This window comes from Streptomyces sp. NPDC050674 (assembly GCF_040654575.1).
GTDB lineage: Bacteria > Actinomycetota > Actinomycetes > Streptomycetales > Streptomycetaceae > Streptomyces.
The window spans coordinates 44296-58407 of sequence record NZ_JBFAIG010000023.1; the positions used below are offsets into that span (position 1 = coordinate 44296).

Consider the following 14112-nt stretch of genomic DNA (forward strand, 5'->3'; position numbering starts at 1 on the left):
ACCCGGACCGGGAATCGATACGATGAGCCCATGGTTTTCCTTGACGTGAGCGAAAAGACGCCGGGCGATCTGCTCGTGGCGCGGCTGCACGTCGACCTGTGCAGGCTCGCCAGCGCCATCTGTTGACGCAGCACCCTGCCGCCGTACGGCCGTGAGCCGCGGCGCCGCACACACGCACCACCCCGCTGTTCCTGCGCTGCCGCGCGCCCCGATCGACTACTCCCGACAGGAGCCCTGAAGCCATGGCCATCGAGGTCCGCATCCCGACCATCCTCCGCACCTACACCGACGGCCAGAAGGCAGTGGAGGGCAAGGGAGACACCCTCGCCGAGCTCTTCACCGACCTCGAGACCCGGCACGCCGGCATCCAGGCCCGCATCGTGGACGGCGGTCAGCTGCGCCGCTTCGTCAACGTCTACCTGAACGACGAGGACGTCCGCTTCCTCGACGGCATCGACACCAAGCTGTCGGACGGCGACAACGTCACGATCCTGCCGGCCGTGGCCGGCGGCATGGTCTGATCGACCATGCGCTACGACTCCCCCCTGGCCGCGGTCGGCAACACCCCCCTGGTGTGCCTGCCGCGGCTGTCGCCGTCCGCCGACGTCCGCATCTGGGCGAAACTGGAGGACCGCAACCCGACGGGATCGGTCAAGGACCGTCCGGCCCTGCACATGATCGAGCAGGCGGAGAAGGACGGCCGCCTGACCCCGGGCTGCACCATCCTCGAACCGACGTCCGGCAACACCGGCATCTCGCTCGCGATGGCGGCGAAGCTCAAGGGCTACCGCATCGTCTGCGTGATGCCGGAGAACACCTCGCAGGAACGCCGGGACCTGCTGGGCATGTGGGGCGCGGAGATCGTCTCCTCCCCGGCGGCGGGCGGCTCCAACACCGCCGTGCGCGTCGCCAAGGAGCTCGCGGCCGAGCACCCGGACTGGGTGATGCTCTACCAGTACGGCAACCCGGACAACGCCGGCGCCCACTACGCCACGACCGGCCCGGAGATCCTCGCGGACCTGCCGTCGATCACCCACTTCGTGGCCGGACTCGGCACCACCGGCACCCTCATGGGCGTGGGCCGCTTCCTGCGCGAGCACAAGCCGGACATCCAGATCGTCGCGGCCGAGCCGCGCTACGACGACCTGGTCTACGGCCTGCGCAACCTCGACGAGGGCTTCGTCCCCGAGCTGTACGACGCGTCCGTGCTCACCACCCGCTTCTCGGTCGGCTCGGCGGACGCGGTCACCCGCACCCGCGAGCTGCTCCAGCAGGAGGGCATCTTCGCCGGGGTCTCCACGGGCGCCGCGCTGCACGCCGCGATCGGCGTCGGCAAGAAGGCCGTCAAGGCCGGGGAGCCCGCCGACATCGTGTTCGTCGTCGCCGACGGCGGCTGGAAGTACCTCTCGACGGGCGTCTACACGGCGGCCACCACGGAGGAGGCCATCGACACGCTCCAGGGCCAGCTCTGGGCGTAGCCGACGGCGAGAGGCGACAACAAGGGGCTGGAGTCGACGACTCCAGCCCTTTCCCCTTGTACGGTGCTCAGCCCGCCAGGTACCGCACCTGGTCCCACAGCGCCGGATCCACCACGCCGACCCGCCGCCGGAACCCCCACACCGGGACCTCCCGCAGCTCGTCCGTCTCCAGGAAGCTCGCCCGGCCCTGCGTGTCACCGACCGACCCCGGCGGCAGCGGGATCACCCCGGCGCGTTCGTCGCGGTACCGGGTGGTGATCTTCACGACCGTCGCCCGCTCCCCGCGCACGGCCAGCACCAGGCAGGGCCGGTCCTTGGTGCGGGCCTCGTCCTCGTAGGGCACGTCGGCCCACCAGATCTCCGCGGGCTGCGGCCGGCCCTCCGGCGTGAGGACCGGTGCCGCCGTGTGCCCCCGCCGGGCCGACGGCCGCCGCCCCCGGCCCCAGCCGTCGACGAGTGTGGCGATGAGCGCGAGCAGCACCACCGCGGCGAGCGCCAGCCACCAGGACGTGTCCATACTGAGACGTTACCGGCGCCGCCCCCGCCACGCGCCCTCCTCGCGGGGATCACTCCCGGCCCTGCCAGCCATACCGGTGACAGCACAGGTGAGTTCGCCCACAACAGGCCTTTGTGGAGGAGCTACCGGAGGTTTTGCGCCTTACCCTCGACGGACCGCACGACCCCCGACGCCCCTCTCCGACATTCCCGCCAGCGGAGGTTTCTGCTTCATGAAGCTCACCGTCGTCGGCTGCTCGGGGTCGTTCCCGTCCGCGGAATCGGCCTGCTCGAGCTACCTCGTCGAGGCCGACGGCTTCCGGCTGCTTCTCGACATGGGCAACGGTGCCCTGGGCGAGTTGCAGCGCCACTGCGGTCTCTACGACCTCGACGCGATCTTCCTCAGCCACCTGCACGCCGACCACTGCATCGACATGTGCGCGTACTTCGTCGCGCGCTACTACCGCCACGACGGCGGCCGCTGCGACCCCCTGCCCGTCTTCGGCCCCGAAGGCACGGAACACCGGCTGACCACCGCCTACGCGGACACCCCCTCCGCCTCCTCCATGAGCGAGGTCTTCGACTTCCACACGGTCAAGCCGTCCACCTTCGAGCTCGGCCCCTTCACGGTGCACACCGAGCGGGTGGCCCACCCCGTGGAGGCGTACGGCATCCGGATCGAGCACGGCGGCCGGACGCTGACGTACTCCGGGGACACCGGCGTGAGCCCCGCGCTGGACGAACTCGCCCGCGACGCCGACCTGTTCCTGTGCGAGGCGGCTTTCACGCACGGCAAGGAGAACATCCCCGACCTGCACCTCAACGGCCGCGAGGCGGGACAGACGGCGGCCCGGGCCGGAGCCCGCCGCCTGGTTCTCACCCACATCCCGCCGTGGACGGACCCCCAGGTCAACCTCGCCGACGCCCGCGAGGTCTACGACGGCCGGGTGGACCTGGCCGCGCCGGGGCAGACGTACGAGATCTGAGGCCCGACCCACGCGAAGGGCCCCGGAACCGATCGGTTCCGGGGCCCTTCGCGTGTCGGCGGGCTACTTCGCCTCCGCCTTCTGCAGCTCGGCGAGCTCCTCGTCGGACTCCCGGCCCGGCGTGGGCAGGTTGAACTTGGTGATCGCGAAGCGGAACACCACGTAGTAGACCGCCGCGAAGCACAGACCCACCAGGGCCAGGCCCCACGGGTTGGTCGCGATGCCCAGGTTGAGGAAGTAGTCCACCGCGCCGGCCGAGAAGCCGAAGCCGTCCTTCATCCCCAGGGCCCAGGTCAGTGCCATCGAGACGCCGGTCAGCACCGCGTGGATCGCGTACAGCACCGGGGCGATGAACATGAAGGTGAACTCGATCGGCTCGGTGACGCCGGTGACGAACGAGGTCAGCGCGAGGGAGAACATCATGCCGCCGACGACCTTGCGGCGCTCGGGCCGGGCGCAGTGCACGATCGCCAGGCAGGCGGCCGGCAGGGCGAACATCATGATCGGGAAGAAGCCGGTCATGAACTGTCCGGCGCTCGGGTCGCCCGCCAGGAACCGGGCGATGTCGCCGCTCTTGCCCTCGTAGGTGCCGGCCTGGAACCAGGGGAAGGAGTTCAGCAGGTGGTGCATGCCGATCGGGATCAGCGCGCGGTTGGCGACACCGAAGATGCCCGCGCCGACCGCGCCGGAGCCGACCAGCCACTCACCGAAGTTGTGCAGGCCCGTGCCGAGGACAGGCCAGATGTAGCCGAAGACGATGCCGATGACCAGACCCGCGAACGCGGACAGGATCGGAACCAGGCGGCGGCCGCCGAAGAAGCCCGCCCAGTCGGGCAGCTTGGTCCGGTAGAACTTCTGGTAGAGCAGGGCCACGACGATGCCCATGACCACACCGCCCAGGACCTTGGCGTCCACGGGAGCGTCGACCATGACGACCTTGCCGTCGACCGCCGTGGCGACCTTCGGCAGGTTCTTGTCGGTGAAGGTGGCCAGCACGTTCTTGAAGACCAGGTAACCCACCACGGCGGCCAGGGCCGTGGAGCCGTCCGACTTCTTGGCGAAGCCGATCGCGATGCCCACCGCGAACAGCAGCGCCATGTTGTCGAGGATCGCGTTGCCGCCGGCCGCCATGAAGCCCGCGATCTTCGTGATGAAGGCGGGGAACGACTCGCGCCCGAGCATGTCGGTGTTGCCGAGTCGGACCAGCAGGGCGGCGGCGGGCAGCACGGCGACCGGCAGCATCAGGCTGCGGCCGATGCGCTGAAGGACGGCCATCACGGCCGAGCCCTTGCTCGGGCCCGCGGGCGCGGCTGTGTCTGTGGACATGAACTTCCTCCAGGGGGCACGGCGCCGCCCAGGAAGCATGCGAAGGGGGACGGCGGCGTCTCAAAGAAAGGGGAACGCGGACATCGCCGCGCGACCTCCACCGGTGAGTGGTGTAGACCAGTTGTAGCACGGTAGGCCGAACGAGTGGAACCCGCCAATTCCGCCCCCGCGGCGATCACGCCTTGGCGCTGTCCTCCACGTCCTCCGCCGGCTCCCGCCCCGGAGTCCTCAGGTCGAACCTCGTGATCGCGAACCGGAAGATCACGTAATAGACGAGCGCGAAACCCAGCCCGACCGGAACGATCAGCCACGGCCGCGTGGCCAGATTCCAGTTGATGACGTAGTCGATCAGCCCCGCCGAGAAGCTGAACCCGTCATGCACCCCCAGCCCCCACGTCAACGCCATCGACACACCCGTCAGCAACGCGTGCACCGCGTACAACGCCGGCGCGACGAACAGGAACGAGTACTCGATCGGCTCCGTGATGCCCGTGACGAACGACGTCAGCGCCACCGACAGCATCAGACCGCCGACCTCCTTGCGCCGCTCCGGCCGCGCGCAATGGGTGATCGCCAGGGCCGCCGCCGGCAGCGCGAACATCATGATCGGGAAGAAACCCGAGGTGAACTGCCCCGCGTCCGGGTCGCCCGCCAGGAACATGTTGATGTCACCGTGCACCACCGTCCCGTCCGGCTTCGTGAACGAACCGAACTGGAACCAGATGGGCACGTTCAGGAACTGGTGCAGCCCCACCACCAGCAACGCCCGGTTCGCCACCCCGAACACACCGGCGCCCCACGCGTCGAGACCGTCCATCCAGTCGCTGAAACCCTCCAGCGCGTCACCGATCGGCGGCCACACCCACAGACACAGCGCCGCGAACGCGATCGCCACGAACGCCATCAGGATCGGCACCAGCCGCCGCCCGTTGAAGAACCCCAGCCAGTCCACCAGCCGCGTCCGGTGGAAACGCGCCCAGAAGAACGCCGCCAGCAGCCCCATCACGATCCCGCCGAACACCCCCGGATTCTGGAACGTGAACGCCGTCACCGCCCGGTCCCCGTCGGTCACCTGGCACCCCACGTTCGGCACCGCCACCGACCCCTGCGGACACCCCTCCGGAAACTGCCGCAACACCGTGAAGTACACGAGGAACCCGGCCACCGCCGCCAGCGCCGTCGAACCGTCCGCCTTCTTCGCCATCCCGATCGCAACGCCCACGCAGAACAACAGCGGCAGCCCCAGCGAACTGTCCAGCAGCGCCCCGCCCGCCCCCACCATCACCTTCGAGACGTTCGTCCAGCCCAGCCCGTCCTCCCCGAACACATCCGGCTGCCCCAGCCGATTGAGGATCCCCGCCGCGGGCAGCACCGCGATCGGCAACTGCAGACTGCGCCCCATCTTCTGCAAACCCTGGAACACCCGGTTCCAGCGCACCCGCGCCGGACCCTCGGCGGCCCCGGCACCGGCAGAGCTGTCGGCACTCATTCCGGTCCCCTTCACCGAGAGACTTTTGTCGAGACACGGGCTCGTGGTGTAGACCAGTCGAACGCACGGTCGCGCAGACGTGAGGCCATCCTTCGGCACACACGACACGACCGCTCGCGAAGATGGGCCAACTGTGGGTTACTGCGACAAAGCGGTTCGGATCAGGGAGAACGAACATGGCCAGCAAGGCTGAGAAAATCGTTGCCGGGCTCGGCGGCATCGACAACATCGAAGAGGTCGAAGGCTGCATCACCCGCCTCCGCACCGAGGTCGTGGACCCCTCCAAGGTCGACGAAACCGCACTGAAGGCCGCCGGCGCCCACGGCGTCGTCAAGATGGGCAGCGCGATCCAGGTCGTCATCGGCACCGACGCCGACCCCATCGCGGCCGAGATCGAAGACATGATGTGAAGAGCGGGGATCGTCCCGGGCTTCACGCCTGACGGACCCTGACGCCACCCGACGTCACCCGCACGGGCCCCTCCCCACCGCGGAAGGGGCCCGTCGCGCGCGTACGGATAGGCTCAGCGCCATGTCTCGAATCGACGGCCGCACCCCCCAGCAGCTCCGCCCCATCACCATCGAGCGCGGCTGGAGCAAGCACGCCGAAGGCTCCGTCCTCGTCTCCTTCGGCGACACCAGGGTCTTCTGCACCGCCTCCGTCACCGAAGGCGTCCCGCGCTGGCGCAAAGGCAGCGGCGAAGGCTGGGTCACCGCCGAATACTCCATGCTGCCCCGCTCCACCAACACCCGCGGCGACCGCGAATCCGTCAAGGGCCGCATCGGCGGCCGCACCCACGAGATCAGCCGCCTCATCGGCCGCTCCCTGCGCGCCGTCATCGACTACAAGGCCCTCGGCGAGAACACCATCGTCCTCGACTGCGACGTCCTCCAGGCCGACGGCGGCACCCGCACCGCAGCCATCACCGGCGCCTACGTCGCCCTCGCCGACGCCGTCGCCTGGGCGCAGGGCAGGAAGCTCGTCAAAGCCGGCCGCAAGCCCCTCACCGGCACCGTCTCCGCCGTCTCCGTCGGCATCGTCGGCGGCGTCCCCCTCCTCGACCTCTGCTACGAGGAAGACGTCAAAGCCGACACCGACATGAACGTCGTCTGCACCGGCGACGGCCGCTTCGTCGAAGTCCAGGGCACCGCCGAAGCCGAACCCTTCGCCCGCGACGAACTGAACGCCCTCCTCGACCTCGCCGTCGCCGGCTGCGAAGAACTCGCCGCCCACCAGCGCACCGCCCTTGACACCGTCCTCGGAAAGTAAAGGGCACACCAAGAAGAGCGCTCGGTGCGGGCAACCGCGCCGAGCACACTCGCGTCTGAAGGAGTACGGGCGCACGGCTCATCCCTGTGCGCCCGGCCAGCCACGCGGGCCCGACCGGCCCCACCGAACGAGAGGGACCGCTCCATGGCCGCGAGCCGCCGACGCCGCACCGCAGCCGTCGCCGCCACCCTGGCGGCCATCGCGCTGACCGCCGGACTCACCACCGGCTGCGCCGCCGTCGACAAAGCACTGGACTGCGTCCAGACCGCCGACGCCATCGCCGACAGCGTCACGGAACTCCAGCAGGCGGTCGACAGCGCGGCCAACGACCCGACACAACTCGACGAGTCCATCCAGTCCATCGGCGACAACCTCGACAAGATCGGCGACAAAACGGACAACGCCGACCTGGACAAGGCGACCCAGGACATGCGCAAGGCTCTGATCGAGGTTCAAGGGGCCGTCGAGAACGGCGACGAAACACCCGACATCAGCCCCGTCACGGACGCGGCGGGCGAACTGACCAAGGTCTGCACGCCGTAACGCCGCGCCGGCTGGGCCGGGCTTGTCGTCTGCCGGGTTTCTGACGCGGGCGCGTGCCGGTGCGTGGGGGCTGATCGCGCAGTTCCCCGCGCCCCTTACGGGGCACGATCCTGCCCGGGCAATACTGGGGCCATGAGTCGCCTGATCCTCGCCACCCGCAACGCCGGGAAGATCACCGAACTTCGCGCCATCCTCGCCGAAGCCGGGCTGCCCCACGAACTCGTCGGAGCCGACGCCTACCCCGACATCCCTGACGTCAAGGAAACGGGCGTGACGTTCGCCGAGAACGCGCTCCTCAAAGCCCACGCCCTCGCCCAGGCCACCGGCCTCCCCGCCGTCGCCGACGACTCGGGCCTCTGCGTCGACGTCCTCAACGGCGCCCCCGGCATCTTCTCCGCCCGCTGGTCCGGCCGCCACGGCGACGACAAGGCCAACCTCGACCTCCTCCTCGCCCAGCTCTCCGACATCGCCGACGAACACCGCGGCGCCCACTTCGCCTGCGCGGCGGCGCTCGCCCTGCCCGACGGTACGGAAAGGGTGGTCGAGGGCCAACTCCGCGGCACCCTCCGCCACGAGCCCACGGGTTCCAACGGCTTCGGGTACGACCCGATCCTCCAGCCGGAGGGCGATTCCCGCACCTGCGCGGAACTGACCCCCCAGGAGAAGAACGCGATCAGCCACCGGGGGCAGGCGTTCCGGGCGTTGGTGCCGGTGGTGGGGGAACTGTTGGGCTGACGACGAGGCCCACCCGGTGCACCGGGTGGGCCATCGATTCAAAGGTGTGCGGCCGGAGGGACTCGAACCCTCAAGGGATTTCTCCCACAACATCCTAAGTGTTGCGCGTAGGCCAATTCCGCCACGGCCGCATCCACGCCATCGTACCGGTCACGTGCAGCGCGGCTACGAGGAACGTCTGCTGCCGCCTCTGCACCACGTGCTCGTCACCGCATGGCAGTTGGGACACAGCAACCGCAGATTCTCCAACCGGTCGTCGCTCCAGTCCCCGTTGATGTGATCCACCTCCAGCGTCATGGGCTTGCCGAGCCACTCGGGGCCGACCCCGCACTCGGCACATATGGCAGGCCTGCCCGTCTCGTGGAGCGCCCGGCGCAACACAGCGGTACGGGTCCGGCGTCCGCCGTCCTGCTTGACCAGGACGTCCTCAGGGCGTCTGGCCGAGGTCGGGCGGGTCTTCCCGCGTTGATGGGCCTGGCCCAGGAAGTGTTCGGTGGTGAGGTGATCCTCGGCGATCCACCGACGCAGGTGCCCGCGCTGCGTGCCGCTGTCCGGGCGCCTCAGGCGGCGCAGCACCTCGGCGATGGAGACGGACTCGGTGACCGCGGATCGTAGTTCCTCGGGCGTGGGCCGTCCCTGCCCGCTGTTCACGCGGCATGTCCTTTGCCGCGCCCTCGGTAGTTGTCCGTCGTCGAATGGCAGTTGGGGCAGAGAAGCCGAAGGTTCCCGATCCTGTTGTCCTTCCAGTTGCCGTCGATGTGATCGACCTCCAGCGGTAGTGGGCGGCCCCGCCACACCGCCTCCGTGCCGCACAGGGCACACCGCTCCGCCACTCCCGAGGACGTCATCGCCCACTTGAGGCGGTCACTCGGAATGCGCCGGGCGCGTTGGGCCGGTTGCTCGAGGAGGAAGGCTTCCGGTGTTCGCGGACGCCAGGGTTTCCCACGTCGTGTCGGCAGGGTGAAGTGCGACGTGTCGATGCCAAACGCCTTGACCCGTCGGCTGATGTGCGTGTGATGTCCACCCACCACCTCGAGCCCGAGGTGCCGCAGCACGTCGCACATGTTCGTCGACGCCGCGACCGCCCGCTCGAGGATGTCTCTCGTCCACTTCACCCCCTCCCGTTCGAAGTGCGACACGTCCACGCCGAGCTTGCTCATCCGGGCGGCCAGATACCGGCGCGTCGAACTCGCCGGATCCACCCCCAGCCTCTCCAGCGCCTCCGACAACGTCCGTGCCCCCCGAGCCGCCTCCTCCAGCCGCTCTTTGGTGTACGCACTGGCCCCCATGAAACGCCCTCCGCCCTCGACCACTCGTTCGTGATCTCGTACGGAGTAACGAACCGTTTATCGGATCGTCACGCCCGAAATGCGGAGCGGCTCGTACCGGGGGCCACCGGTACGAGCCGCTCGGAGAAGGGGCCGCGAGGGCTCAGACCCCCAGGTCCTTGATGATCTTGGCTACGTGGCCCGTCGCCTTGACGTTGTACAGGGCTCGTTCGACCTTGCCCTCCTCGTCGACGACGATCGTGGAGCGGATGACGCCGACGACCGTCTTGCCGTAGAGCTTCTTCTCGCCGAACGCGCCGTAGGACTCCAGGACCTGCTTGTCCGGGTCGGCCAGGAGCGTGACCTTCAGCGACTCCTTGTCGCGGAACTTGGCCAGCTTCTCCGGCTTGTCGGGGGAGATGCCGATGACGTCGTAGCCCGCGCCCGCCAGCAGCTCCAGGTTGTCCGTGAAGTCGCAGGCCTGCTTCGTGCAGCCCGGCGTGAGGGCGGCCGGGTAGAAGTACACGATGACCTTGCGGCCCTTGTGGTCCGACAGGGACACCTCGGTGCCGTCGGCGTCGGGCAGGGTGAAGGCGGGGGCCACGTCCCCCGGCTGGAGTCGCTCGCTCATCGGACCAGCGTAACCGGGGGTCGGGGCAGTGCGACGAGCCGTGGAGCTGACAGACTGTCCGGCACAGGCTTCACACCGACTTCGAAAGGCGACACGGTGGCGGACACGGCGGACACCAGGACCCCGGCGCAGATCGAGGCGGACATCAGGCGCCGCCGCGCGACCCTGGCCGAGACCCTCGACGAGATCGGGGTGCGGGTGCACCCGAAGACGATCGTCGGGGATGCCAAGGCCAAGGTGGCTTCGAACATCGACCACACCCTCGGGCGGGCCTACGTGGGGGTCAACAAGGCCGTCACCGACGTGCGGGCCCGGTTCGTGGACGAGGACGGCGCGCCCCGGCTGGAGAGGGTCGTGCCGGTGGCGCTCGTCGTCGTGGGCGTGGTCGGGCTGCTCGCGGTCAGTGCGCGGCGGCGCAAGGGCTGACCCGACTGCGGACGTTCGCCGGGAAGACAGGTAGGTTGCAGGGCGTGAGCGCCAAGAGAAACGAGCACAGCACCCATCCCGACAAGCTGCCCATCCGGATGTTGCACGACCGGGTCCTCGTGCGGCAGGACACCAGCGAGGGCGAGCGGCGTTCCGGCGGTGGCATTCTCATCCCCGCCACGGCGGCGGTCGGCCGGCGGCTGGCGTGGGCCGAGGTCGTGGCGGTGGGGCAGAACGTGCGGACCGTGGAGGCGGGTGACCGGGTGCTGTTCGACCCGGAGGACCGGGCCGAGGTGGAGGTGCGGGGGATCGCGTACGTGCTGATGCGCGAGCGTGATCTGCACGCGGTGGCCGCGGACCGGTTCGAGGGTGCCGAGGACTCGACGGGCCTGTATCTGTAGGACCGGCGGCAGTGCGAAAAAGGGGCTGGTGACCCGGGTCACCAGCCCCTTCGCCGTGTCTGCGGCTTTGCTACGTTGGAGGCACCCCCGACGAGACGCGCCGTACCGGGATCAAGGCAAAGACGACGCACCTTCACCGTCAGCCCGTTTCCGGAGGTGCCTGTCATGGCCTGGGTTCTGCTCGTCGTCGCCGGTCTGCTCGAGGTGGGGTGGTCGGTGGGCATGAAGTACACCGACGGCTTCACGCGTCCGGTGCCCAGTGTGCTCACGGGTGCCGGGATCGTCGCGAGCATGCTGCTGCTGTCGCAGGCCGCCAGGACCCTGCCGATCGGGACCGCCTACGGCGTGTGGGTGGGTATCGGTGCGGCCGGGGCGGCGGTGTTCGGCATGGTGGTGCTGGGGGAGCCTGCGACCGCCGCCCGGATCTTCTTCGTGTGCCTGCTGCTGGTCGCCGTGGTGGGGCTGAAGGCGACCAGCGGGCACTGAGCGGGCGTCGCGCTATTCGCGGCGGGCGCCCTGCGGGACGACGCCCCAGCCGGGGCCGGTCGGGCCGCCTGTCGCGCCGCCGTCGCTCGCGTCGCCGCCTCCGCCGTCCGTCGCGCCGCCGTCGGTGGTCCCGCCGTCGGTCGTGCCGCCGTCGGTCGTTCCGCCGTCCGCGGTGCCGCCGCCGGTGGGGGACTGGCCGCCGGTGCCGCCGTCGGTGCCGCCGCCGTCGGTCTGGCCCTCCGTCTGGCCTTCGGGGGCGCTGGGGGACTGTTCGGGGGTCTGGGTGGCCGTCTCCTCGCCGCCGGTGGTCGTGCCGCCGTCGGTGGTGCCGCCGGTGGTGGGGTCGGCCGGGGCCTCGCTGCTGGGGGCCTGCGAGACGTCGGCGCCGGGCTGGAGCCTGAGGTCGAACTCCTTGGCGGGCTTGCCCTTGAGGGCGTCCTGGGTGAACTGGGTCCAGATCTCGGCGGGTGCGCCACCGCCGTTGATGCGGGGCAGGCCCATGACGCCGTACAGCGACTTGTGGGCGGCGGTGACCGGGTCCTGGCCCATGACGGAGACGACGGTGGCGAGGTCGGGGGTGTAGCCCGCGAACCAGGCGGCCGTGTCCTCCTCGGCGGTGCCGGTCTTGCCGGCGACGGGGCGGCCCGCGGCCTGCGCGGCGGAGGCCGTGCCGTTCTGGACGACGCTCCGCAGCATCGAGGTGGTGGTGTCGGCGGCCTCGCGGCTCACGGCCTGCCGGGTGCGCCGCTCGGGCAGGTCGATCGGCGTGCCCTCCTTGGTGACCTTCTCGACCATCGTGTACGTGCCGTGCCGGCCGTGGTTGGCGAGGGTGGCGTAGGCCTCGGCCATGTCGAGGACGCTGGCGGTGGCGGTGCCGAGCGCGATGGCGGGGCCGTCGGCGAGGTCGGGGGTGCTTTCGGGGACGCCCAGGTCGATCGCGGTCTGCTTGACCTTGGCGGGGCCGACGTCGGCGGCCATCTGTGCGTAGACCGAGTTGACGGAGCTGTCGGTGGCCTCGGTGACGGTGATGTCGCCGTAGGAGTGCTGGTCCTCGTTCTCCGGGGCGTACGGGTCGCCGGTCCAGCCGCGGACGGGGCGCTTGTTGGTGCCGTCGTAGATGGTGTTCGGGGTGATGACGCGGCCGTCCTGGGTCTCGGAGTGGTTCTCGACGGCCGAGGTGAACACGAACGGCTTGAAGGTGGAGCCGACCTGGAAGTCCCTGCGGGTGGCGTTGGGGGTGTACTGCTTGACGTAGTCGATGCCGTTGTACATCGCCACGACCTTGCCGGTCCTGGGGTCGACGGAGGCGCCGCCGGCGCGGACGTAGGTGTCGACCTTGTTCTTCTTGTCGAGCTTGGACATCAGCTTGTCGTTGACGGCCTTCACGAACGCGTCCTGCTTGCCCTTTTGCAGGGTGGTCGTGATGCGGTAGCCGCCGCCGTCGAGCCGCCGCTCGTCGACGATCTTGTTCTGGACGAGGTAGTCCTTCACGATCCGCACGATGTAGCCGCGCTGTCCGGACATGCCGGTGGAGAGGGTGGACTCCTTCGGCATGGGGAACTTCATGCCGGTGCGCTTCGACTCGCTGAGCCAGCCCTTCTTGACCATGCCGTCCAGGACGTAGTTCCAGCGGGACTCGGCGGCCCCCCGGTTCTCGGGGTGGGCGACGACGTCGTACTGGCTGGGGGCGTTGACGAGCGCGGCGAGGTAGGCGGCGCGGGCCGGGTCGAGGTCCTTGGCGTCCTTGCCGTAGTAGGCCTGGGCGGCGGCCTGGATGCCGTAGGCGTTGCGGCCGAAGTAGCTGGTGTTGAGGTAGCCCTCGAGGATGTGGTCCTTGCTGACCTCGCGGTCCAGCTTGATCGAGATGAAGAACTCCTTGGCCTTGCGCGTGACGGTCTGGTCCTGGCGCAGGTAGTAGTTCTTCACGTACTGCTGGGTGATGGTGGAGCCGGACTGCTTGCCCTTGCCGAGGGCGGTGTTCCAGGCGGCGCGGACCATGGCCTTGGGGTCGACGGCGGACTCGGTGTAGAAGTCGCGGTCCTCGGCGGCCAGGATGGCGTGCTGGGCGTCCTTGGAGATCTGCGGGAGGGTGACGTTCTCCCGGTTGACCTCGCCGTCGCGGGCGATGACGGAGCCGTCCGCGTAGAGGTAGACGTTGGCCTGCTTGGTGGCGAGCGCGTTGGCGGGCGGGATCTGCACCAGCGAGTAGCCGAGGAAGAAGCCGCCGACCAGCAGGAGCGCGGCGACGATGAAGGCGCCGAGCGTCATGCGCCAGGTCGGGATCAGCCGGCGCCAGCCGGTCCGCTTCGGTTTCCCGGCCGCGGTGGCCGCGGGCGTGCCCGGGTCGCCGCCGGCGTCCGCCTGCGGCTTGCTCGGTGCCCAGCCCGGGTTCGGCTGCTGCGGCTGAGGCTCGTCACTCATGTCGTGCACGGACTCCTGTTTCGCGTCGTACGTCGTTCCCGTACGTCTCTGCTCGCTCTTGCGCCCCTGGGATGAAGACTGTCCCATCCGTTGATCAGTTCCCTGATCGAGGGCCGGGCTGTGAGGCGTGTGGTGCGGTGGGCCGTGTGCGGGTGAGC

Annotated in this window: 18 protein-coding genes, 1 tRNA gene and 1 riboswitch; of the genes, 11 read left to right on the forward strand and 8 right to left on the reverse strand. The window is 69.6% G+C overall.

Features of this window, described 5'->3' with window-relative positions; all coding sequences use genetic code 11:
• Positions 1-30 precede the first annotated feature (30 nt).
• From AB0I06_RS30130 to AB0I06_RS30140, 3 genes are all read left to right on the forward strand, one after another.
• Positions 31-126 carry a putative leader peptide gene (locus AB0I06_RS30130; protein WP_363122001.1) on the forward strand — a complete coding sequence of 32 codons (96 nt, stop codon included), beginning with the start codon at positions 31-33 and terminating at the stop codon, positions 124-126.
• A 116-nt stretch (positions 127-242) separates the two neighbouring features.
• Complete coding sequence (locus AB0I06_RS30135; protein WP_363122002.1) at positions 243-521, forward strand: MoaD/ThiS family protein; 279 nt, start codon at positions 243-245, stop codon at positions 519-521.
• A gap of 6 nt (positions 522-527) precedes the next feature.
• A complete protein-coding gene (locus tag AB0I06_RS30140; RefSeq protein ID WP_363122003.1) occupies positions 528-1478 on the forward strand; it encodes a cysteine synthase in 951 nt (316 codons plus the stop codon).
• A 67-nt stretch (positions 1479-1545) separates the two neighbouring features.
• On the opposite strand, the gene AB0I06_RS30145 is transcribed toward AB0I06_RS30140, so the two are convergent.
• Complete coding sequence (locus AB0I06_RS30145; protein ID WP_363122004.1) at positions 1546-1995, reverse strand: type II toxin-antitoxin system PemK/MazF family toxin; 450 nt, start codon at positions 1993-1995, stop codon at positions 1546-1548.
• 211 nt (positions 1996-2206) lie between these two features.
• Between AB0I06_RS30145 and AB0I06_RS30150 the strand changes: the two genes are divergently transcribed.
• Entirely contained in the window at positions 2207-2959 is a 753-nt protein-coding gene (locus tag AB0I06_RS30150; protein WP_363122005.1) for an MBL fold metallo-hydrolase, read from the forward strand.
• A gap of 63 nt (positions 2960-3022) precedes the next feature.
• Here the strand turns inward: AB0I06_RS30150 and AB0I06_RS30155 are convergent, their stop codons facing one another.
• Both AB0I06_RS30155 and AB0I06_RS30160 read right to left on the reverse strand, forming a co-directional pair.
• Positions 3023-4285: a PTS transporter subunit EIIC gene (locus tag AB0I06_RS30155; RefSeq protein ID WP_363122006.1), complete on the reverse strand. Its 1263-nt coding sequence runs from the start codon at positions 4283-4285 to the stop codon at positions 3023-3025.
• A 175-nt stretch (positions 4286-4460) separates the two neighbouring features.
• Entirely contained in the window at positions 4461-5774 is a 1314-nt protein-coding gene (locus AB0I06_RS30160) for a PTS transporter subunit EIIC (RefSeq protein WP_363122007.1), read from the reverse strand.
• Positions 5775-5950: 176 nt separating this feature from the next.
• On the opposite strand from AB0I06_RS30160, the gene AB0I06_RS30165 reads away from it, so the two are divergent.
• The 4 genes from AB0I06_RS30165 (at position 5951) to rdgB (ending at position 8321) form a co-directional block, all read left to right on the forward strand.
• Positions 5951-6184: a PTS glucose/sucrose transporter subunit IIB gene (locus AB0I06_RS30165; protein ID WP_363122008.1), complete on the forward strand. Its 234-nt coding sequence runs from the start codon at positions 5951-5953 to the stop codon at positions 6182-6184.
• A 121-nt stretch (positions 6185-6305) separates the two neighbouring features.
• The gene (rph, locus tag AB0I06_RS30170) at positions 6306-7043 is read left to right on the forward strand and encodes a ribonuclease PH (RefSeq protein WP_363122009.1); all 738 of its coding nucleotides are present in this window, start codon (positions 6306-6308) and stop codon (positions 7041-7043) included.
• A 144-nt stretch (positions 7044-7187) separates the two neighbouring features.
• Positions 7188-7586 (forward strand): hypothetical protein, encoded by a 399-nt coding sequence (locus AB0I06_RS30175; protein ID WP_363122010.1) that lies wholly within the window; start codon positions 7188-7190, stop codon positions 7584-7586.
• 132 nt (positions 7587-7718) lie between these two features.
• Positions 7719-8321, forward strand: a complete 603-nt coding sequence (gene rdgB, locus AB0I06_RS30180) for an RdgB/HAM1 family non-canonical purine NTP pyrophosphatase (RefSeq protein ID WP_363122011.1) — start codon at positions 7719-7721, stop codon at positions 8319-8321.
• Positions 8322-8368: 47 nt separating this feature from the next.
• On the opposite strand, the gene AB0I06_RS30185 is transcribed toward rdgB, so the two are convergent.
• The 4 genes from AB0I06_RS30185 to bcp form a co-directional block, all read right to left on the reverse strand.
• Positions 8369-8452 (reverse strand) — tRNA-Leu (locus AB0I06_RS30185).
• A gap of 34 nt (positions 8453-8486) precedes the next feature.
• Positions 8487-8972, reverse strand: a complete 486-nt coding sequence (locus tag AB0I06_RS30190) for an HNH endonuclease (RefSeq protein WP_363122012.1) — start codon at positions 8970-8972, stop codon at positions 8487-8489.
• Positions 8969-9610 carry an HNH endonuclease signature motif containing protein gene (locus AB0I06_RS30195; protein WP_363122013.1) on the reverse strand — a complete coding sequence of 214 codons (642 nt, stop codon included), beginning with the start codon at positions 9608-9610 and terminating at the stop codon, positions 8969-8971. Before AB0I06_RS30195 ends, AB0I06_RS30190 begins: the two co-directional genes overlap by 4 nt.
• 142 nt (positions 9611-9752) lie before the next feature.
• Positions 9753-10220, reverse strand: a complete 468-nt coding sequence (gene bcp / locus AB0I06_RS30200) for a thioredoxin-dependent thiol peroxidase (protein WP_033308146.1) — start codon at positions 10218-10220, stop codon at positions 9753-9755.
• A gap of 96 nt (positions 10221-10316) precedes the next feature.
• Between bcp and AB0I06_RS30205 the strand changes: the two genes are divergently transcribed.
• The 3 genes from AB0I06_RS30205 to AB0I06_RS30215 all read left to right on the forward strand — a co-directional run bounded on the left by AB0I06_RS30205 (position 10317) and on the right by AB0I06_RS30215 (position 11533).
• Entirely contained in the window at positions 10317-10646 is a 330-nt protein-coding gene (locus AB0I06_RS30205; protein ID WP_363122014.1) for a DUF3618 domain-containing protein, read from the forward strand.
• A 44-nt stretch (positions 10647-10690) separates the two neighbouring features.
• A complete protein-coding gene (locus tag AB0I06_RS30210) occupies positions 10691-11047 on the forward strand; it encodes a co-chaperone GroES (RefSeq protein ID WP_031140106.1) in 357 nt (118 codons plus the stop codon).
• A 64-nt stretch (positions 11048-11111) separates the two neighbouring features.
• A riboswitch (guanidine-III (ykkC-III) riboswitch) is annotated at positions 11112-11179 on the forward strand.
• 33 nt (positions 11180-11212) lie between these two features.
• Positions 11213-11533 carry a multidrug efflux SMR transporter gene (locus AB0I06_RS30215; protein ID WP_356447652.1) on the forward strand — a complete coding sequence of 107 codons (321 nt, stop codon included), beginning with the start codon at positions 11213-11215 and terminating at the stop codon, positions 11531-11533.
• A gap of 12 nt (positions 11534-11545) precedes the next feature.
• Here AB0I06_RS30215 and AB0I06_RS30220 read toward each other — a convergent pair whose 3' ends face one another.
• Positions 11546-13954, reverse strand: a complete 2409-nt coding sequence (locus AB0I06_RS30220) for a transglycosylase domain-containing protein (protein WP_363122015.1) — start codon at positions 13952-13954, stop codon at positions 11546-11548.
• Positions 13955-14112 lie beyond the last annotated feature (158 nt).

Excerpts from the sequence above, each read along its gene's own strand:
- rph (WP_363122009.1), top strand. The coding sequence starts at position 6,306 with ATGTCTCGAATCGACGGCCGCACCCCCCAGCAGCTCCGCCCCATCACC.
- AB0I06_RS30145 (WP_363122004.1), bottom strand. The coding sequence starts at position 1,995 with ATGGACACGTCCTGGTGGCTGGCGCTCGCCGCGGTGGTGCTGCTCGCG.
- AB0I06_RS30220 (WP_363122015.1), bottom strand. The coding sequence starts at position 13,954 with ATGAGTGACGAGCCTCAGCCGCAGCAGCCGAACCCGGGCTGGGCACCG.
- AB0I06_RS30195 (WP_363122013.1), bottom strand. The coding sequence starts at position 9,610 with ATGGGGGCCAGTGCGTACACCAAAGAGCGGCTGGAGGAGGCGGCTCGG.
- bcp (WP_033308146.1), bottom strand. The coding sequence starts at position 10,220 with ATGAGCGAGCGACTCCAGCCGGGGGACGTGGCCCCCGCCTTCACCCTG.
- AB0I06_RS30155 (WP_363122006.1), bottom strand. The coding sequence starts at position 4,285 with ATGTCCACAGACACAGCCGCGCCCGCGGGCCCGAGCAAGGGCTCGGCC.
- AB0I06_RS30160 (WP_363122007.1), bottom strand. The coding sequence starts at position 5,774 with ATGAGTGCCGACAGCTCTGCCGGTGCCGGGGCCGCCGAGGGTCCGGCG.
- AB0I06_RS30175 (WP_363122010.1), top strand. The coding sequence starts at position 7,188 with ATGGCCGCGAGCCGCCGACGCCGCACCGCAGCCGTCGCCGCCACCCTG.
- AB0I06_RS30140 (WP_363122003.1), top strand. The coding sequence starts at position 528 with ATGCGCTACGACTCCCCCCTGGCCGCGGTCGGCAACACCCCCCTGGTG.
- AB0I06_RS30165 (WP_363122008.1), top strand. The coding sequence starts at position 5,951 with ATGGCCAGCAAGGCTGAGAAAATCGTTGCCGGGCTCGGCGGCATCGAC.
- AB0I06_RS30150 (WP_363122005.1), top strand. The coding sequence starts at position 2,207 with ATGAAGCTCACCGTCGTCGGCTGCTCGGGGTCGTTCCCGTCCGCGGAA.
- AB0I06_RS30135 (WP_363122002.1), top strand. The coding sequence starts at position 243 with ATGGCCATCGAGGTCCGCATCCCGACCATCCTCCGCACCTACACCGAC.
- AB0I06_RS30130 (WP_363122001.1), top strand. The coding sequence starts at position 31 with ATGGTTTTCCTTGACGTGAGCGAAAAGACGCCGGGCGATCTGCTCGTG.
- rdgB (WP_363122011.1), top strand. The coding sequence starts at position 7,719 with ATGAGTCGCCTGATCCTCGCCACCCGCAACGCCGGGAAGATCACCGAA.
- AB0I06_RS30215 (WP_356447652.1), top strand. The coding sequence starts at position 11,213 with ATGGCCTGGGTTCTGCTCGTCGTCGCCGGTCTGCTCGAGGTGGGGTGG.